Source organism: Dechloromonas denitrificans, assembly GCF_001551835.1.
In the GTDB taxonomy this organism is placed as follows: domain Bacteria; phylum Pseudomonadota; class Gammaproteobacteria; order Burkholderiales; family Rhodocyclaceae; genus Azonexus; species Azonexus denitrificans.
Genome location: NZ_LODL01000021.1, coordinates 69,660 through 86,415, shown reverse-complemented (window position 1 = coordinate 86,415; position 16,756 = coordinate 69,660). Strand labels below are relative to the sequence as shown.

20 protein-coding genes are annotated in these 16,756 nt (G+C 62.7%); 12 read left to right on the top strand and 8 right to left on the bottom strand.

Annotation, left to right across the window (positions count from 1 at the left end; genetic code table 11):
• Positions 1 to 6 precede the first annotated feature (6 nt).
• Both AT959_RS11505 and AT959_RS11500 read left to right on the top strand, forming a co-directional pair.
• Positions 7 to 1,260, top strand: coding sequence for a ferric reductase-like transmembrane domain-containing protein (locus AT959_RS11505; RefSeq protein WP_066883231.1), 1,254 nt, complete (start codon positions 7 to 9; stop codon positions 1,258 to 1,260).
• On the top strand, positions 1,257 to 1,619 hold the full coding sequence (locus AT959_RS11500; protein ID WP_066883229.1) for a cytochrome b5 domain-containing protein: 363 nt from the start codon (positions 1,257 to 1,259) through the stop codon (positions 1,617 to 1,619). The genes AT959_RS11505 and AT959_RS11500 overlap by 4 nt, the downstream gene beginning before the upstream one ends.
• A 128-nt stretch (positions 1,620 to 1,747) precedes the next feature.
• Here the strand turns inward: AT959_RS11500 and AT959_RS11495 are convergent, their stop codons facing one another.
• The 4 genes from AT959_RS11495 to AT959_RS11480 form a co-directional block, all read right to left on the bottom strand.
• Positions 1,748 to 3,556, bottom strand: a complete 1,809-nt coding sequence (locus tag AT959_RS11495) for a DEAD/DEAH box helicase (protein ID WP_066883227.1) — start codon at positions 3,554 to 3,556, stop codon at positions 1,748 to 1,750.
• Between the two features lie 345 nt (positions 3,557 to 3,901).
• On the bottom strand, positions 3,902 to 4,699 hold the full coding sequence (locus AT959_RS11490) for a ferritin-like domain-containing protein (RefSeq protein ID WP_066883225.1): 798 nt from the start codon (positions 4,697 to 4,699) through the stop codon (positions 3,902 to 3,904).
• On the bottom strand, positions 4,696 to 5,745 hold the full coding sequence (locus AT959_RS11485; RefSeq protein ID WP_066883223.1) for an aldo/keto reductase: 1,050 nt from the start codon (positions 5,743 to 5,745) through the stop codon (positions 4,696 to 4,698). The genes AT959_RS11490 and AT959_RS11485 overlap by 4 nt, the downstream gene beginning before the upstream one ends.
• 27 nt (positions 5,746 to 5,772) lie before the next feature.
• Positions 5,773 to 6,102 (bottom strand): hypothetical protein, encoded by a 330-nt coding sequence (locus AT959_RS11480; protein ID WP_066883221.1) that lies wholly within the window; start codon positions 6,100 to 6,102, stop codon positions 5,773 to 5,775.
• A gap of 108 nt (positions 6,103 to 6,210) precedes the next feature.
• Here AT959_RS11480 and AT959_RS11475 point away from each other — a divergent pair, with 108 nt between their 5' ends.
• The 3 genes from AT959_RS11475 to AT959_RS21145 are packed head-to-tail and all read left to right on the top strand — an operon-like array spanning position 6,211 to position 8,016.
• Entirely contained in the window at positions 6,211 to 6,849 is a 639-nt protein-coding gene (locus tag AT959_RS11475; RefSeq protein WP_066883219.1) for a DUF47 domain-containing protein, read from the top strand.
• A gap of 14 nt (positions 6,850 to 6,863) precedes the next feature.
• Positions 6,864 to 7,871 (top strand): inorganic phosphate transporter, encoded by a 1,008-nt coding sequence (locus AT959_RS11470; RefSeq protein ID WP_066883217.1) that lies wholly within the window; start codon positions 6,864 to 6,866, stop codon positions 7,869 to 7,871.
• 1 nt (position 7,872) lies between these two features.
• Positions 7,873 to 8,016 (top strand): hypothetical protein, encoded by a 144-nt coding sequence (locus AT959_RS21145; RefSeq protein WP_157651284.1) that lies wholly within the window; start codon positions 7,873 to 7,875, stop codon positions 8,014 to 8,016.
• On the opposite strand, the gene AT959_RS11465 is transcribed toward AT959_RS21145, so the two are convergent.
• Positions 8,013 to 8,234 carry a YdcH family protein gene (locus AT959_RS11465; protein WP_205629901.1) on the bottom strand — a complete coding sequence of 74 codons (222 nt, stop codon included), beginning with the start codon at positions 8,232 to 8,234 and terminating at the stop codon, positions 8,013 to 8,015. The two genes, AT959_RS21145 and AT959_RS11465, sit on opposite strands and share 4 nt — an antisense overlap.
• A 68-nt stretch (positions 8,235 to 8,302) precedes the next feature.
• On the opposite strand from AT959_RS11465, the gene AT959_RS11460 reads away from it, so the two are divergent.
• Entirely contained in the window at positions 8,303 to 8,611 is a 309-nt protein-coding gene (locus AT959_RS11460) for a hypothetical protein (protein ID WP_066883215.1), read from the top strand.
• A complete protein-coding gene (gene greB / locus AT959_RS11455) occupies positions 8,611 to 9,168 on the top strand; it encodes a transcription elongation factor GreB (RefSeq protein ID WP_066883213.1) in 558 nt (185 codons plus the stop codon). Before AT959_RS11460 ends, greB begins: the two co-directional genes overlap by 1 nt.
• Here the strand turns inward: greB and AT959_RS11450 are convergent, their stop codons facing one another.
• Positions 9,169 to 10,248, bottom strand: a complete 1,080-nt coding sequence (locus AT959_RS11450) for an MBL fold metallo-hydrolase (protein ID WP_083518362.1) — start codon at positions 10,246 to 10,248, stop codon at positions 9,169 to 9,171.
• Positions 10,245 to 11,153, bottom strand: a complete 909-nt coding sequence (locus tag AT959_RS11445; RefSeq protein WP_066883211.1) for a spermine/spermidine synthase domain-containing protein — start codon at positions 11,151 to 11,153, stop codon at positions 10,245 to 10,247. Before AT959_RS11445 ends, AT959_RS11450 begins: the two co-directional genes overlap by 4 nt.
• 133 nt (positions 11,154 to 11,286) lie before the next feature.
• Between AT959_RS11445 and AT959_RS21140 the strand changes: the two genes are divergently transcribed.
• From AT959_RS21140 to AT959_RS11435, 3 genes are all read left to right on the top strand, one after another.
• The gene (locus tag AT959_RS21140) at positions 11,287 to 11,604 is read left to right on the top strand and encodes a hypothetical protein (protein ID WP_157651283.1); all 318 of its coding nucleotides are present in this window, start codon (positions 11,287 to 11,289) and stop codon (positions 11,602 to 11,604) included.
• 85 nt (positions 11,605 to 11,689) lie between these two features.
• A complete protein-coding gene (htpG, locus tag AT959_RS11440; RefSeq protein ID WP_066883208.1) occupies positions 11,690 to 13,612 on the top strand; it encodes a molecular chaperone HtpG in 1,923 nt (640 codons plus the stop codon).
• A 201-nt stretch (positions 13,613 to 13,813) separates the two neighbouring features.
• On the top strand, positions 13,814 to 14,365 hold the full coding sequence (locus tag AT959_RS11435) for a hypothetical protein (RefSeq protein ID WP_066883206.1): 552 nt from the start codon (positions 13,814 to 13,816) through the stop codon (positions 14,363 to 14,365).
• Positions 14,366 to 14,474: 109 nt separating this feature from the next.
• Here the strand turns inward: AT959_RS11435 and AT959_RS11430 are convergent, their stop codons facing one another.
• Positions 14,475 to 15,023 (bottom strand): NADPH-dependent FMN reductase, encoded by a 549-nt coding sequence (locus AT959_RS11430; protein ID WP_066883204.1) that lies wholly within the window; start codon positions 15,021 to 15,023, stop codon positions 14,475 to 14,477.
• Positions 15,024 to 15,145: 122 nt separating this feature from the next.
• Here AT959_RS11430 and AT959_RS11425 point away from each other — a divergent pair, with 122 nt between their 5' ends.
• Positions 15,146 to 16,312, top strand: a complete 1,167-nt coding sequence (locus AT959_RS11425) for an MFS transporter (RefSeq protein WP_066883202.1) — start codon at positions 15,146 to 15,148, stop codon at positions 16,310 to 16,312.
• A gap of 13 nt (positions 16,313 to 16,325) precedes the next feature.
• On the top strand, positions 16,326 to 16,538 hold the full coding sequence (locus AT959_RS11420; protein ID WP_066883200.1) for a DUF3820 family protein: 213 nt from the start codon (positions 16,326 to 16,328) through the stop codon (positions 16,536 to 16,538).
• The last annotated feature ends 218 nt before the right edge of the window (positions 16,539 to 16,756 follow it).

Here is a 16,756-nt window from a genome sequence, read left to right as displayed (position 1 = left end):
AGGCCAATGAAACTGCCTCGTCTCCTGTCGATTCCGCTGCTGACGGCGATCCTGCTCGGCCTGCCCGTCGTCTGGGCCTGGCCGGCCGGCTTGCCGCTCTGGCGCAGTCTCGGCATCGTGTTCGGCTGGGCCGGCTGCGGCCTGCTGCTGGCCAGCCTGGTGCTGATGTTGCGCGAAAGCTGGCTGGCCGAACGTCTGGGCGGGCTGGAGCGCATGTACGCCTGGCATCATGTGCTCGGCACGCTGGCCTATCTACTCCTGCTCGCTCATCCGCTGGCCCTGGCGGTCGATAACCTGGCCGAATCACCGGTCCTGGCCTGGGCGCTGCTCTCGCCGCTGTCCCAGGGCTGGCCGTTGTGGTTCGGCTGGCTGGGCTTGCTCTGCCTGATGCTGGGCATGGCGGCCAGCTTTGCGCGGCGCCTGCCTTACCCGCTCTGGCGCGGGCTGCATGCTTTGCTGGCCGTTGCCATCCTGTTCGGCTGCCTGCATTTGTGGCTGCTTGGCCTGGGGCCGAGCTTCTTTTTCATGCTCTTGCTCAGCCTGCTTTTTCTCGGCTGGCGCTTCCTGCGGATCGACAGCAGCCTGGCGGCCCGGCCTTATCTGGTCAGTCAGGTGCAAAAGGTCGCCGCCGACATCGTCGAAATCGCCCTGCGCCCGCTGGGCATGCCGATTGCGGCCCGGCCCGGCCAGTTCGTGGTGGTAGGCTTCGGCAACGGCGGCGGTTTCCGGGGCTGCGGCGAATGCCATCCGTACACGATCTGCGCGGTCGATCCCGAGGGGCATCTGCGCATTGCCATCAAGGCATTGGGCGATTGCACGCGACATCTACAAACGGTGGAAATCGGCGTCCCGGTCGGGGTGCAGGGGCCCTTTGGCGATTTTCTGCTCGATCGGCCTCCCTTGCCGCAATTCTGGCTGGCTGGCGGCATCGGCCTCACCCCATTTCTCGCCGTGCTGCGCGACGAGCGTCTGACGCAGCCAACGCAACTATTCTATTTCTATCGCCAGCCTGAAGATGCCGCCTATGTCGAGGAACTCCGGACCCTGGCCGCGCGGCAGCCGCTGCTGACCCTGCACGTGCATTGCGGCGATTTCAATGCAGCGGCATTGGCCGGGTTGTTGCCGGATTCAACGGCGCTGGCGGGGCGTATCGCCTTTCTGTGTGGTCCGCCGGGGTTGCTGGGCAGTACGGCCGAAATTCTTGGGCAGCGGGGCATGGCGCCGGCGAGCATCCACTTCGAGTGCTTCGATTTCCGATGATGCGCAAACTATTCCTGCTGGCGACAGTGCTGTTCTGGGCGGTGGTTCTGGGGCTCTGGCTGTTGGCCCGCAGCGCGCCAATGTCCGAACAGCCGCTACCACTCGCCGAGAAAACCTACTCGCTGGCCGAGGTCACCCGTCATGGCGCGGAGAATGATTGCTGGATGGCCATTGATGGGCAGGTGTACGACTTGACCGGCTATTTGCCCGAGCATCCGTCCAAACCGAGCATCATCCTGCCCTGGTGCGGTCGGGAAGCGTCCGACGCCTACCGGACCAAGACCAAGGGCCGGGCGCATTCGCCGGCAGCCGACCAGTTGTTGCCGGCCTATCGCATTGGCCGCTTGCTGGCTGAATAGGGCACTTTCGACGGCACTTGGCACTGCCAGGCCGAGTCCTGCGGTGGACCGGTCAGAAATGGCAAAAACCGCAGGCGAAAAAAAGCCACGGACTTGCCGTGGCTTTTGCCGATCTTAGTGGCGAAGAATCAGCGGTCGCCGAATTTCTTCTTCTTGAAACCACCGCGGTCGCCTTCGAACTTGCGCTCGCCGCCGGCATCCGGGCGGCCTTCGTCCGGACGCAGGTTGATCGGCACGCCGCGGACGCGGGTGCGCTTCAGCGCGTTGGAAGCTTCGGCCGGCATGCCTGCGGGCAGTTCGACGGTGCTCGATTCGTCGTAAAGACCGATGCGGCCGATGAAGCGGCTTTCGATGCCGGCTTCGTTGGCGATGGCGCCGACGATGTCCTTGACCTGGACGCCATGGTCACGACCGACGTCGATCCGGTAACGCACCATGTCGCCAGCCGGGGCCGGGCGACGCTGCTTGTCTTCGAAACGGGGCTTGTCGCCACGATCCTCGAAACGCGGACGGTCGCCGCCTTCAAAGCGCGGCTTGCGCTCGCGGTCGCCAAAGCTGGTCGGGCGACGTGCATCGCGGCTGTCGGCCGGCATCGGGCGCGGCGGCGCCGGGTCTTCACCGGCGATCTGCAGCGGCTTGCCTTCCTGGGCCATCAGGCACAGTGCGGCTGCCACTTCCTCGGCGCCCACGTTCTGCTCTTCGCTGATCTGGGCGACGATGTTGGCAAAGAAATCGAGACCTTCGGCATTGAGGACGCCGGTAACTTTTTCCTTGAAGTCGGAAACCCGCTTGTTGGTGACGTCGGCGCGGCTGGGCAGGGTCAGCGGCGCGATCGGCTGGCGCGTGGCGCGTTCGATGGTGCGCAGCATGCGGACTTCGCGCGGTGCGACGAAGAGGATGGCGTTGCCGTTGCGGCCAGCGCGGCCGGTGCGGCCGATCCGGTGCACATAGGCTTCGGTGTCGTACGGAATGTCGTAGTTGACGACGTGGCTGACGCGCGGCACGTCGATGCCGCGGGCGGCGACGTCGGTGGCGATGACGATGTCGAGGGCGCCGGACTTCAACTGCTCGATGACGCGTTCGCGCATCTGCTGGTTGAGGTCGCCGTTCAGCGCGGCAGCGGCATAGCCGCGGGCCGACAGCTTGTCGGCCAGTTCGACGGTGGCCGTCTTGGTGCGGACGAAGATGATGGCGGCGTCGAAGTCTTCTTCAACTTCGAGGATGCGGGTCAGGGCGTCCAGCTTGTGCATGCCGGACACCTGCCAGTAAACCTGACGGATCGCGGCAACGGTGGCGGTGGCCGACTTGATCTTGATTTCGCGCGGCTCGACCAGGTACTTCTGGGCGACGCGGCGGATCTGTTCCGGCATGGTGGCGGAGAACAGCGCGGTCTGGTGCTCGGCCGGGGTGCGTTCGAGAATCCACTCGACGTCGTCGATGAAGCCCATACGCAGCATTTCGTCGGCTTCGTCGAGGACCAGGGTCTTCAGATTGTCGAGGTTGAGCGTCTTGCGCTCCAGGTGATCCATGACGCGACCCGGGGTGCCGACGATGATGTGGGCGCCGCGCGACAGTTGCTTCAACTGGATGGTGTAGCTCTGGCCGCCGTAGATCGGCAGGACGTGGAAGCCGGGCAGGCCGTGGGCGTAGCTTTGCAGCGCTTCGGCGACCTGGATGGCGAGTTCGCGGGTCGGGGTCAGGATCAGGGCCTGCGGCTTGCTGATCTTGACGTCGATCTTTTCGAGCAGCGGCAGCGCGAAGGCGGCGGTCTTGCCGGTGCCGGTCTGGGCCATGCCGATCAGATCGTGGCCTTCGAGCAGGATGGGAATACACTGCGCCTGGATCGGCGATGGGGTTTCATAGCCAATATCGGCCAGGGCTTTGAGTAGGGCGGAGCCTAAGCCGAGGTCGGCAAAGCTTTCGACGGGTGATGTCATGCTGTTTCCTTTCGACGTCGCGGCTTGCTTTTGTTTGCTTGCGACGTGTTGGCCCGATGGTCGGGCGGCCTGAGTTCCCCTGACGCAGCTATGCCTAGGGGGCGATTCAATGGTGAGACCTGCAAAGTGAACTGCAAACGAGGGGTAAAGCGGTAGCTGCTCGGGAGCCCTGCGGGCGATGGATCAACGCATTGATATTATTAGTTTACTCTATTTTTGCCAGCTCGGAAACGGGCACGGGCGACTGAGGGCGGGGGAATCGCCTTGCCAGCCGCATCGGTGCATCATCTGCGCCGCTAAAATAAATATTTCCCGAATCGCCAATCGCGGTTTTGGCGCGGCCGGTCAGGCGCGGGCGGCGACCAGCTCGGCCAGTTCGTCAGTGCTGAAGCCGGCGGCCAGGCGGGCCGCTTCATTCATTGGCGCCTGCGGCCAGGGGGCTTCGTAGTCGTCGAGCAGGCGGCGATAGGTGCTTTCCGGTTCCAGCCCCCGCTCGGCGCAAAGCTGGCGGAACCACTGGTCGCCGAGGCCGACATGGCCGATCTCGTCGCGCAGGATGATGTCGAGCAGGCGAGCCGATTCCTCATCGCCGCATTCCGCCAGCTTCTGCTGGATGGGCGGCGTCGCATCGAGGCCGCGCGCTTCGAGCAGGCGCGGCACCAGTGCCATGCGGGCAAGGACGTCGCCGGCTGTCTTCTCGGCCATCGCCCACAGGCCGGCATGAGCGGGAAAATCGCCATAGTCGTGACCGAGCGCCTGCAGGCGCTGGCGCAGGATCGTAAAGTGGTAGGCCTCTTCGGCGGCGACGCCGATCCAGTCGGCGTAATACTGCGCCGGCATGCCGGGAAAACGCGCCGCGTGGTCGAGCGCCAAATTGATCGCCGTGAACTCGATATGGACGATGGCGTGCACCAGCCGGGCGCGACCTTCCGGGCTTTTCGGATTGCGTTTCGGCACCCGTCGGGGTGAAACCAGTTCCGGTCGGGCCGGAAGGCCGCAGTGCAGGGCGACCCCGGGCTGGTCGCGCCAGTCCAGCCGGCCGGCTTGCCAGTCGGCGGCGATGCCTGCGGTCAACGCCAGTTTTTGCTCGATTTCCGTAGCGGCCAGCGCGTCAGCCAAGGCGGCGAACAGCGAACGACTCATGGCGCCGGGTTGGTGTATCGCAACTGGAGGGCGTCGATTTCAGCCAGCAGTTCGGGAGAAATCGCGGTCTGCGTTGCCGGCAGAGTTTCCTGCAGTTGCGTCAGCGACGAGGCGCCGACGATGGTGCTGGCAACGAACCAGCGCGAGCGGACAAAGCCGAGGGCGAGCTGGCTCGGGGTCAGGCCGTGCTTTGCTGCCAGTGCCACGTAGGCGGCGACGGCGGGTTGGACGTTGGGCTTCGTGTAGCGCTGACCGAAGGTGGGCCACTGGGTGATCCGGCCCGGGGCGTCCGGATTGGCCAGGTACTTGCCAGTCAGGTGACCGAAGGCCAGCGTCGAGTAGGCGAGCAGGCCGATGTTTTCGCGATGGCCGATTTCGGTCAGCAAGGATGTCTCGTAGGTCCGGTTGAGCAGGTTGTAGGCGTTCTGCGTCGAGACGATGCGGGGCAGGCCGGCTTCCTCGGCGAGGCGGACGAACTGCATCAAGCCCCAGGCGTGTTCGTTGGAGACGCCGATCTGGCGCACCTTGCCTTCCTTGACCAGTTCGCCGAGGGCTTGCAGTTGCTCGCGAATCGACGTGCATTCCCGTTCGTTGGCCGGATCGAAGTGCCATTGGCCGAACATCGGCTGGTTGCGTTCCGGCCAGTGCAATTGATAGAGGTCGATGTAGTCGGTGCGCAGGCGTTGCAACGAACCGTCGATGGCGGCGCGGATATTGGCCCGGTCCATGGCCGGCGGGCCGCTGCGGATCCAGCTCAGGTTGCGGCTGGGGCCGGCCACCTTGGTGGCGATCAGGATCTGGTCGCGGGCCTGGCGGGCCAGCCAGTTGCCGACGATGCGCTCCGAGGCGCCGCAGGTTTCGGCGCGGGCCGGTACTGGATACATCTCGGCGACATCGATGAAATTGATGCCGGCGGCCAGTGCGTAATCAAGCTGGGCGTGGGCATCGCTTTCGGCAGTCTGTTCGCCGAAGGTCATCGTGCCGAGGCAGACTTCAGGAACGATCAGGTCGCTGTTGCCAAGGGGACGTTGCTGGAATGGGGGCATGGTGTTTCTCCGAAAAAAGGCCGGAAATCAGGGGTGACCGCAGAGCACGCCGTAGATCAGCACGTGGCGGTTGAGAACGGGGTCGAAGCCGGCCGGGACGATGGCCAGGCAGTGGTCGGCCGGCGGCGGGCAGTAGTGCGCAACCCAAGTGCTGGCCGCGGCATGGGCTGCCTCGAAGCTGGGGAACAGGCCGGCCAGCTCGGGCGAACGAACCGGCAGGAAAGCGCCGGAATGGCGGTCGAGCAGGGTGTCGGTGTCGAGCCGCTGGACCGCGTAGCCGGCCGGCTGGCGCGGCAGCGGCAGGTCATCGAGAAGAAAGGGGTCGCCGAAAGTATCGGCCGGCAGGGTGTTGCTCATCGTGCGATATTTTAGCGGCAAGCATGCCCGGCCGACGCGCTTGATCGCGGGGCGATCAGTCCCGCGTGATAGAATGCCGGGCTGTAACAATAACTTCACAGGACTGTCATGTTCGGTCGCTTGATGCCCAGGGAGGGCAAGTATTTCGATCTTTTCAACGCGCACGCCGAGTTGATTGTGCAGGGTGGCCAGGCGCTGTCCGGGTTGATCGGGGCGCTGGTCGATGCGCCGGAGCATGCTGAAAAGCGTGCCGAAGAAATCGACGTCATTGAGCGCAAGGCGGATGAAATCACCCACAGCACGCTGGCGCAGCTGCACACCTCATTCATCACCCCGTTCGACCGCGACGAGATTCACCAGCTGATCAACGGCATGGATGACATTCTCGACATCATTCAGGATGTCGCCGAATCGATGGCGCTCTACGACGTCCATAGCGTGCCGGCCGAAGCCAAGCTGCTGGCCGATGTCACCGAGCGTTGCTGCGTTTGCGTGCAGGCGGCGGTCAAGCTGCTGCACAGCATGGAAAACGCGCCGGCCATCCTCCGGCACTGCCATGAAATCAACGATCTTGAATCCGACGCCGATCGCATGCTGCGCGAAGCGATGTCCAAGCTCTTCCGCGAAGAGCCGGACGTGCGCCAGGTGGTCAAGATGAAGGAAATCTACGAACTTCTCGAATCGGTGAGCGATCGCTGCAAGGACGTCGCCGGCACGATTGAGGCCATCGTTCTAGAAAACTCCTGAGCGGGTAGCTCGGTATGGATACCGTACAAATCAGTCTCGGCGTGGTCATCACGCTGGTCGTCGTCGCCTTGCTGTTCGATTTCATGAACGGCTTCCACGATGCCGCCAACTCGATTGCCACCATCGTCTCGACCCGCGTTCTCAAGCCGCATCAGGCGGTGGTATGGGCTGCGGCCTTCAATTTTCTCGCCTATTTCCTGTTCCAGCTCAAGGTGGCCAGCACCATCGGCAAGGGCACCATCGATCCGAGCATCGTCGATCACTATGTGATTTTTGGGGCGCTGATCGGCGCCATCATCTGGAACATCATCACCTGGTATTACGGCATTCCGTCGTCCTCCTCGCACGCGCTGGTCGGCGGCCTGGTCGGCGCCGCCATTGCCAAGGCCGGGCTGGGTGGCCTGATTTCGGCCGGGGTCCTCAAGATCATCGCTTTCATCTTCATCGCGCCTTTCCTCGGCTTCGTGATCGGCGGTGGCCTGATGGTGGCGGTTTCATGGATCTGCCGCAACATTGCGCCGAGAAAGGTGGACAAGCATTTCCGGCGCTTCCAGCTACTTTCGGCGGCGGCTTACAGCCTCGGCCATGGCGGCAATGATGCGCAAAAAACAGTCGGTATCATCTGGATGCTGCTGATCGCCGCCGGCATGTCCGATCCGCATGCCGCCATTCCGGGCTGGGTGGTATTTTCCTGCTACACGGCGATGGGCCTTGGCACCATGTTCGGTGGCTGGCGTATCGTCAAGACCATGGGCAACCGCATCACCAAGCTCAATCAACCGCGCGGTTTCTGTGCCAACACCGGCGGGGCGATCACCCTGTTCCTGGCGACGGCGCTCGGCATTCCGGTGTCGACGACACATACCATCACCGGCGCCATTGCCGGCGTTGGCTCGACGCGTGGCGCCCGCCGCGTGCGCTGGGGCGTTGCCGGTGGGATCGTCTGGGCGTGGATTCTGACCATTCCGTGCAGTGCGGCAATGGCGGCGATTGCCTGGTACATCGGCCGCCTGGTTCTCTGATTTGAAATTTTTCCGCTACCTGCTCCTGCTGGCGGTGCTGGCAGGAGCGGTCTGGCAACTCCCGATGCTTTGGGAGCTGGCCGTGGCGGCAGCGCTTGGCGGCGCCTACTGGATCTTTTTCCGGATTCCGCCGGCCGCCGACTAAGCCGGAATATCCGGCACCAGCATTGCTTCCAGCAGCAGAATGCGGTCTTTCAGGGCCAGTTTGCGTTTCTTGATCCGGCGGACCAGCAGATCATCGGGTGGCGGGTTTTCGATCAGGTGGGAAATCACCTGATCGAGGTCGCGATGTTCGACCTGCAACTCCTGTAGCTGGTGGCGGATGCCATCCAGTTCCTCGTCGGTCAATGTTTGGGTGGCCATGGACTGTTCCTGACTGCATGCGATGTTATTGCTAGAATAACCCGAACAATTCAATGGAGGAGAGAGAAATGCAACATCATGTGATCGTGTCTTTCGGCCGCGACAAGGAATTCGATTTCAAGGTTTTCGGTGGCGCGGCAGCCGACGAAGCCCGTCAATGGTTCGATCATGAATTTACCGTGCTTGAATGCGATGTGGCGACGCCGACCGGCAAGATCCTGGCCGTCGACCGTATTCTCAGCGTCGCCAAGTACGCTGGCGAAGGGCGTTTCCGCGACCAGCGCACCTGGGCCGAACAGTTTGCCAAATACACGGCAGCGATTCTCGGTCGCGAGTTGATCCGCGTCGACGTCGAGCACTACAGCATCGGTTATTGATGAACAAGGCGTTCGTACGGGAGAGTGACGGCGATGACGAAGAAGAACTCGAAGCATCGCTGAAGCTGCCCAGCGGCACACGCAACTACATTACGCCGGGCGGTCATGCCCGGTTGAAGTCCGAACTGGAGCACCTGGTCAAGCGCGAGCGGCCGCATGTGGTGGAAATCGTCGCCTGGGCCGCCTCGAACGGCGACCGTTCGGAAAACGGCGATTACATCTACGGCAAGCGGCGCCTGCGCGAAATCGACCGGCGCATCCGCTTCCTGACCAAGCGCCTCGATATTGCCGAAATCGTCGATCCGCTGCGCCAGGGTGACAACGACCAGGTCTTTTTCGGTGCCCGGGTCACCGTTGCCGATGTCGATGGGGCGGAAAACACCTACACCATTGTCGGTGTCGATGAAGCCGACGTCGGGCGCGGCCGCATCAGCTGGATCTCGCCGCTGGCCCGGGCACTGATCAAGTCGCGCGAAGGCGACAGCGTGCGCTTCCAGAGTCCGCTCGGCATCCGCGAAATCGACATCATCGAAGTTATTTACGAAGCGATCGACTGATCAGGGCAGCAGGTGGCGCATCTCGCCGTGTTTGAACAGCCTGAAGCGTTCCGGCGGCAGGCCGCGTTGCTCTAGCGCGGCCGCCAGATCCTGTGGCGGCTGATCGAAGCTTTCCTGGGTCAGTTCGAAGGTGCCCCAATGCACGCCGAGCGCCTGCTTCGCTTCCAGATCGAGCATGATCCTGACCGCGTCGTCCGGGTTGATGTGCTGCGGCGCCATGAAGTCCCGCGGCAGGTAGGCACCAACCGGGAGGGCGAGAAAATCGACTGGCCCGAGGCGACGGCGAATTTCCTGAAAATCCTTCGAGTAGCCGGTGTCGCCGGTGTACAGAAAACGCCACGGCGCCGCCTGGCCGGCCGACCATTCGATGGCGAAGCCGCCCCACAGCGTCGCGTTGGCATCGAGCAGGGTGCGTTTGCTCCAGTGCTGGGCAGGCGTGTAATGCAGCTTGAGCGGGCCGAATTCCAGCGTATCCCACCAGTCCATCTCGATCACCTGCCCAATGCCGTGCTCGTCGAACCAGGCCTTGACGCCGAGGCTGACGATGAACTGCGGTTTCTGGCCGGCGGCGAGCAGGCGTTCGATGGTCGCTTGGTCGAGATGATCGTAGTGGTTGTGTGAAATCAGCACGAAGTCGATCGGCGGCAGTGCTTCCGGCGTGATCGGCGCCGGAACGCGGCGCTTCGCCGAGAGCCAGGGGTGCGGCCCGGCGTGGTCGGACAATTGCGGGTCGATCAGGATGTTCTGGCCGGCTACCTGCAGGAGCAACGAGGCATGGCCGAGCCAGGTGATTCGTGGCGATTCCTGGCGTTGCTGGAGGGCTTGCGGGTCGAGCGTGACGCTCCAGTCGCGGGCAAAACGGGTGTAGCCGCCGGCCGGTTCCGTGAGCGGCCGGAAGTCGCCGCGCAGGTTGCGCCGCAGTACGTCGTACCAGGGCAGTTCGCCGATATGCAGCGTCGGGTCGCTATTGACGAAGCCGTGTGGCCGGTGATGCGGCTTTTTCGGGTCATAGCGCGGGTTGACCGTAGCGCAGGCGGCGAGCAGCGCGATGCCGACCAATGCGAGGCAAAGACGCTTCATCTCAACCCGCGCACCGCTTCACGGCGGGCGAGGCCGAGTTTGGCGGCGCGCTCGATCTTCTGCGCGAAGGTCGGGAAATCGAGGCCGAACTTGGCGCGCAATTCCTTGGCGTGGTTGTGCAGCCAGCGCCAGCGCGGTTCGAAATAGCGGATCTTGAAGGCGAGCAGGACGTGGTTGCCGTCTTCCGGGACGCCGAAGACGATCACCTGTTCGTCAAAAACCTGCATCGCATCGCCGATCAGGCCGACGTAGCTTTCCTTTTCGCCGGCCAGGTTGATGACTAGCACGCCATTGCCGGACAGCTTGCCGTAGATGCTTTCGAGAAATTCGCGGTTGGCCAGTGCCGGTGCGAAGCCGGTTTCGTCGAAGGCATCGACCATCACGACATCGATGCCTTTGTCGGCCCCGGCGATGTATTCGGCGCCATCGCCTTCGATGACCGCCAGCCGCGGTCCGTCCGGCGGCAGCATGAAAACCTCGCGAAAGGCGATCACATCCGGGTCGATGTCCACCGCGGTGAATTGCACCGAAGGCATCCGCGTGTAGCAGAACTTGACCAGCGAACCGCCGCCCAGGCCGATCAGCACGATACGCTTGGGGTGCGGGTTGAAGAGCAGGAAGCTCATCATTTTCTGGGTGTAGCGCAGGTCGAGGTCGTTCGGCGCCTTCAGGCGCATGGCGCTCTGCATCAGCCGGGTGTTGAAGTACAGATAACGGCGCTCGCCGTCGTCGACGACGAAAGGCTTCGGGTAGCTTTCGTCGAGCAACTGGGCGCGCAACTCGCCTTCGCGGACCCAGGCTGGCTCGTGGAGCAGGACCTTGCCGCTTTCGGTCTCGAACGGACTGGGCATTTCAAAGAGGGCGGCGGGCTTGCTTGGGCGGGCGGCTTGCGTCATGGCCGCCATTTTACCGATCCTGGCCCGAGCATGAAGCGCCAGTCGCCATGGCAATGGTGCGGAACGATGGATCGTTGCATCTGTAAATTTAACTATACGAAACTAATTTAATATGTGACAATTAAAAACATTGGAACTTGCAGTGCCCTACCTGATCATCGAGTTGGGTGGAGGAGACAAACTACATATAAACAAGCCCGCAACGACGGGCTTCTTTTTTGCCTGCGAGATTTGCCGTTTGGTCTCGCCAGGCCGCTGTTCTCCTTTGTGGCTTGGCAGCAGTTCGCAGAAAGCGGACAAAAAAATGCCCGCACGCGGCGGGCATAAATCCATTCTTGGAGGAGAAATGGAGGAGACAGGCTGCATTTTGCCAGAACAATGCTGCGCCGCAGCATGCATGTTTGTATCGATCTGTAACGGCTACGGTCGACCATTCAAAACGGGCAAAAACCGTCTTTGAGCAAAAAGCGCCGGCCGGGGCTTGAAATTGCCTGCGTCGCCCCCATCTCCCGCTCACCTATTTGGTTTGATTGGGAGTTTCAAGCATGTCCGAGTCTGCAACCGCGAATAACACGCAAAACCGCGAAACCCTGGGATTCCAGGCTGAAGTCAAACAACTGCTGCAACTGATGATTCACTCCTTGTACAGCAACAAGGAAATTTTCCTGCGCGAGCTGGTGTCCAACGCCTCCGACGCCTGCGACAAGCTGCGCTTCGAAGCGCTCAACAACAGCGCCCTGTATGGCGACGACAGCGATCTGAAGATTCGTATTGCCTTCGACAAGGACGCCCGCACGATCACCATTTCCGACAACGGCATCGGTTTGAGCCGCGACGAGGCGGTTGAGCATCTCGGCACCATCGCCAAGTCCGGCACCAAGGAATTCTTCTCGGCGCTGACTGGCGACCAGGCCAAGGACGCCCACCTGATCGGCCAGTTCGGCGTCGGCTTCTATTCTTCCTTCATCATCGCCGACAAGGTAACCGTAGTCTCGCGCCGCGCCGGCCTCGAAGCCAACCAGGCCGTGTGCTGGGAATCGGGCGGCGAAGGCGACTACACCGTCGAGATGGTCGAAAAGGCCAGTCGCGGCACCGATGTCACGCTGCACCTGCGTGATGGCGAAGACGAATTCCTCGGTGGCTGGAAGCTGAAGTCGATCATCCGCAAGTACTCCGACCACATCACGCTGCCGATCGTGATGAAGAAGGAAGAATGGAACCAGGAAAAGGGCGAGCAGGTGATGACCGAGGAGGACGAGACCGTCAACCAGGCCAATGCACTGTGGGTTCGCGCCAAGTCCGACATCACCGACGAGCAGTACAAGGAGTTCTACAAGCACGTCGCCCACGATTTCGAAGACCCGCTGGCCTGGACCCACGCCCGCGTCGAAGGCAAGCAGGAATACACCCAGCTGCTCTACATCCCGGCCCGCGCCCCGTTCGACCTGTGGGACCGCAACGCCCGCCACGGCATCAAGCTCTACGTCCGCCGCGTCTTCATCATGGACGATGCCGAGCAGTTAATGCCGCTCTACATGCGCTTCGTGCGCGGTGTGGTCGACTCCTCAGACCTGCCGCTCAACGTCTCGCGTGAAATCCTGCAGCAGAGCAAGGATATCGACGGCATCCGCAGCGGTTGCACGCGCAAGGTGCTCGGCATGCTGGAAGACCTGGCCGAGAACGACAAGGAGAAGTACGCCCAGTTCTGGACCGCCTTCGGTGCCGTGCTCAAGGAAGGCGTCGGCGAAGACTTTGCCAACAAGGAAAAGATCGCCGGCCTGATCCGTTTTGCTTCGACGCACAACGACACGCCGGAGCAGACCGTGTCGCTGGCCGACTACATCGCTCGCATGAAGGAAGGCCAGGAGAAGATCTACTTCGTCACCGCCGATACCTTCAATGCCGCCAAGAACAGCCCGCACCTCGAAATCTTCCGCAAGAAGGGCATCGAAGTGCTGCTCCTCTCCGACCGCGTTGACGAGTGGGTGGTCGGCCACCTGACCGAGTTCGAGGGCAAGCATCTGCAATCCGTCGCCAAGGGCGGCCTCGATCTTGGTTCGCTTGAAGACGAAGCGGAAAAGAAGGAAGCCGAGAAGGCAGCCGACGAGTACAAGGATCTGATCGACAAGGTGAAGGCTTCGCTCGGCGACAAGGTCAAGGACGTCCGCGTCACCTACCGGCTGACCGATTCGCCGTCCTGCCTGGTGTCCGACGAGCACGATCCATCCGGCAACCTGGCCCGCCTGCTGAAGGCAGCCGGCCAGGCCGCACCGAACGTCAAGCCGATCCTCGAAATCAACCCGAACCACGTCGTTGTGCAGCGCCTGAAGTACGAGGAAACCCGTTTCGACGACTGGGCGGCGCTGCTCTTCGAACAGGCCACGCTGTCGGAGGGCGGCCAGCTCGACGATCCGGCCGGCTTCGTCAAGCGCATCAACGAACTGATGATGGCGCTGAGCGGCAAGTAAGCGGCTTCCACGCCAGCCGGTTTGACCTCCGCGACCATTAAGGCAAAGGCTGGCCCTAGGGTCGACCGGCTGAAACGGGCAAAAACGGAACGCTGCGGCGTTCCGTTTTCTTTTGGCGCATTAAATCACTTGGACGCCGCTTTTTTCCGAGGTGATAATGAAGGCTAATTCGATGAAACATCCAGTGAGCCGCCAGGGACGATGCAGGCCTTCGATAAAAGCCGTCAAGACGTTATTGATCTGATCACCAAAACGGAGTCGATCCCGTTTGTGCTGGCCGATGAGGGTGACCCTTCGGCGGAGCAGATTTGTCTATCGCTGACCAGCCTGGCGCAACGCGCTCAGGAGGGTGCCGTCACCCTGACGGCGTTCGAGATCGATGCCATCCAACGGGTCGAGATGATTCTGCGTGGGGTGCTGGAGTTGATGGAGGAGGGCGGCAAGGCGACCGTCTCCGAGATCACCGAGCAGATCGGTTTTCTCGCCAGCAACAAGGAGGCGATTGCCGAGCCCGAGGTTGACCAGGTGCTGGTCAATGTTCTGGTGCAGGACCTCGAACCCGGCGAAATGGTCGATCTCAAGTCCTGCCCCTTCCTGCGCGACCACGACTATGCCGACGACGTTTACGGCCTGGTCAAGCAGGTGACGCTGGAAACCCGGGACGGCAAGGAAATCGTCACCGTCCGTTACGACGACTTCGGCGTCGTCCATTACCCGCTGGGTACCAAGCTGCTGGCCCTGGCCAAGGACTGAAGCCCGGCGCCTCGGCCGGGTAGTTGCGTTCTCTGCCTGGCGAGGCGGCGGTCGGGCAAAATTGCCTTTTTCCGGCCGTCGACCGCAGCCCTCGCCATAGCGAATCCGATCAGCTGCGGATTTTCCGGCTCCAGGCCGCCAGCGCCCGCATTTGCTCGCCGATCAGCTGGATGATTTTCGGATCGGTCAGGTTGCCGTCGGCGTCGAAGGAGCTGGTGAAAGCGTTGGAGAAAACCTCCGGCTTGTTCAGCGGGTGCAGGTCGAGGGTGACGCAGACCTGGCGCAGATGGTATTGCGAGCGCGACGAGCCCATGCCGCCGCCGGCGCCCATGATGGCAACGGTCTTGCCGGCGAGCAGGGTGTTGTTCGGCTCGCGCGAGGCCCAGTCGAGAATGTTCTTCAGGGCCGGGGCGAGCGAATAGTTGTATTCCGGGCAGGCCAGCACCAAGGCATCAGCGGCGCCGATCTGGGCCAGCACGCGCTGGACGCTGGCCGGTTTCTCGGTGATGTCGGCGTTGTAGAACGGGATGTCGGAAAGATCGGCGATATCCATGCTGACGCCTTCCGGCAGTTCGGCCAGGGCGGCGCGCAGCAGGCCGCTGTTGGTGGATTGGCGACGCAGACTGCCAGCGATGCCGAGTAATTTGAGAGGGCTCATCGGGGTCTCCTGAATACTGGGTAAGGGCTTGTGTGAGTCGGCGCAGCAGCAGTGGTTCCGTCGCAGCCGAAAACTGCTGCCGGCTTCTTGTATGCTAGCTGCTCACCAGCCATTCTGCCCAGATGAAAAATCCTGTCTTCATTATTGTCGTCGCCCAGTTGTTCGGTACCTCGCTGTGGTTTTCCGTCAACAGTGCAGCGGATGATTTGATCGCCAGTTGGGGGCTGGCGCCGGCCGCTATCGGCACGCTGACCAACGCCGTCCAGCTCGGCTTCATTCTCGGCACACTGACTTTCGCGCTGTCCGGGCTGGCCGACCGCTTCGCCGCCAGCCGGATCTTCGCCGTCTGCGCCGTGCTCGGCGCGCTCAGCAATGCGGCTTTCGCGCTGTTCGCCAGCGGCTTGGCCAGCGGACTGCCGCTGCGCTTTGCCGTCGGTTTCGCGCTTGCTGGCGTCTACCCGCTCGGCATGAAGCTGGTCGTCAGCTGGGTGCCGGAGCGAGCTGGGGCGGCACTGGCCCAGTTGGTCGGCATGCTGACGCTGGGTACCGCCTTGCCGCATGGCTTGCGCCTGGCCGGGGCAGGGTGGTCGTGGCAGGTGACGATCCTCCTCTCCTCGCTGCTGGCCACGCTGGCGGCGGTGTTGATTTTCCGCCTCGGCGACGGGCCGCACCTGAAGCGCCGGCACGATGCGCCGCCGCTGCGTCTGGGCAGGGTGCTGCTGGCCTTTGCCGAGCGCGATTTCCGCGCCTCGGCCTTCGGCTATTTCGGCCATCAGTGGGAGCTTTATGCCTTCTGGACGCTGGTCCCGGCGCTGGTCGTCCTCAGCGGCCTGGCGGTGCCGGCGACGCGCAGCGTCTCCGGACTGGCCTTTGCCATCATCGGCGTCGGTGCGCTCGGTTGCCTGGCCGGCGGCTGGTGGAGCCAGCGCATCGGTAGTGCCCGGGTGGCGGCGGTCGCCTTGACGTTGTCGGCGATCAGTTGCGCGGTTTTCCCGCTGGCGGGGAGCTGGCCGGACTGGGCGCGGCTGACATTGCTGCTGCTCTGGGGAGCGGCGGTGGTCGCCGATTCGCCGCATTTCTCGGCCCTGTCGGCGCGTGCCTGTCCGCCTGAAATCGTCGGCAGTGCCCTGGCTTTCCAGAACTCGCTCGGCTTTGCGATCACGATGTTCTCGATCCACCTCGGCACGGCGTGGATCGGCGAGTGGGGCGCGAATATCGCCTGGTTGCTGTTGCCCGGTCCGCTGCTCGGGCTGCTTGCCCTGTTTCCGCTATGGCGGGCCGGCAAGTGAGTGGAGGGCATTGATGAATCCCGACGACCTGCTGCTTCTGGTCACCCGCACCATGCCCTTCGGCAAGTACAAGGGGCGGCTGATTGCCGACTTGCCGGGGAATTACCTGAACTGGTTTTTCCGCGAAGGTTTTCCGCCCGGCGAAATCGGCCGTTTGCTGGCGCTGATGCAGGAAATCGACCACAACGGCTTGTCCGACCTGCTGAAGCCGCTGCGCCAGCGCTGAGGCGATAAAAGGGCGACGCCTGCGGTCAACCGGGTTTTTTGGGCAAAAACGGGGCGCCCGTTATCAGGCGCCCCTGAGGCTTACTTGACGTTGAACTGTTCGCGCAGGCAGGCCTTGTGCTCGTCGCCCAGCTTGTCCTTGCAGGCTTCGCGGGCCTTCTGGTGGAGGTCGCAATTGGCCTGGTTCGGCGTCTTGCTGCAATCGACCGGCGGCATCTT

What these genes read in the sequence shown, in the direction of transcription:
- AT959_RS11505 (WP_066883231.1), top strand. Translation starts at nt 7, where the DNA reads ATGAAACTGCCTCGTCTCCTGTCGATTCCGCTGCTGACGGCGATCCTG.
- AT959_RS11500 (WP_066883229.1), top strand. Translation starts at nt 1,257, where the DNA reads ATGATGCGCAAACTATTCCTGCTGGCGACAGTGCTGTTCTGGGCGGTG.
- AT959_RS11495 (WP_066883227.1), bottom strand. Translation starts at nt 3,556, where the DNA reads ATGACATCACCCGTCGAAAGCTTTGCCGACCTCGGCTTAGGCTCCGCC.
- AT959_RS11490 (WP_066883225.1), bottom strand. Translation starts at nt 4,699, where the DNA reads ATGAGTCGTTCGCTGTTCGCCGCCTTGGCTGACGCGCTGGCCGCTACG.
- AT959_RS11485 (WP_066883223.1), bottom strand. Translation starts at nt 5,745, where the DNA reads ATGCCCCCATTCCAGCAACGTCCCCTTGGCAACAGCGACCTGATCGTT.
- AT959_RS11480 (WP_066883221.1), bottom strand. Translation starts at nt 6,102, where the DNA reads ATGAGCAACACCCTGCCGGCCGATACTTTCGGCGACCCCTTTCTTCTC.
- AT959_RS11475 (WP_066883219.1), top strand. Translation starts at nt 6,211, where the DNA reads ATGTTCGGTCGCTTGATGCCCAGGGAGGGCAAGTATTTCGATCTTTTC.
- AT959_RS11470 (WP_066883217.1), top strand. Translation starts at nt 6,864, where the DNA reads ATGGATACCGTACAAATCAGTCTCGGCGTGGTCATCACGCTGGTCGTC.
- AT959_RS11465 (WP_205629901.1), bottom strand. Translation starts at nt 8,234, where the DNA reads ATGGCCACCCAAACATTGACCGACGAGGAACTGGATGGCATCCGCCAC.
- AT959_RS11460 (WP_066883215.1), top strand. Translation starts at nt 8,303, where the DNA reads ATGCAACATCATGTGATCGTGTCTTTCGGCCGCGACAAGGAATTCGAT.
- greB (WP_066883213.1), top strand. Translation starts at nt 8,611, where the DNA reads ATGAACAAGGCGTTCGTACGGGAGAGTGACGGCGATGACGAAGAAGAA.
- AT959_RS11450 (WP_083518362.1), bottom strand. Translation starts at nt 10,248, where the DNA reads ATGAAGCGTCTTTGCCTCGCATTGGTCGGCATCGCGCTGCTCGCCGCC.
- AT959_RS11445 (WP_066883211.1), bottom strand. Translation starts at nt 11,153, where the DNA reads ATGGCGGCCATGACGCAAGCCGCCCGCCCAAGCAAGCCCGCCGCCCTC.
- htpG (WP_066883208.1), top strand. Translation starts at nt 11,690, where the DNA reads ATGTCCGAGTCTGCAACCGCGAATAACACGCAAAACCGCGAAACCCTG.
- AT959_RS11435 (WP_066883206.1), top strand. Translation starts at nt 13,814, where the DNA reads ATGCAGGCCTTCGATAAAAGCCGTCAAGACGTTATTGATCTGATCACC.
- AT959_RS11430 (WP_066883204.1), bottom strand. Translation starts at nt 15,023, where the DNA reads ATGAGCCCTCTCAAATTACTCGGCATCGCTGGCAGTCTGCGTCGCCAA.
- AT959_RS11425 (WP_066883202.1), top strand. Translation starts at nt 15,146, where the DNA reads ATGAAAAATCCTGTCTTCATTATTGTCGTCGCCCAGTTGTTCGGTACC.
- AT959_RS11420 (WP_066883200.1), top strand. Translation starts at nt 16,326, where the DNA reads ATGAATCCCGACGACCTGCTGCTTCTGGTCACCCGCACCATGCCCTTC.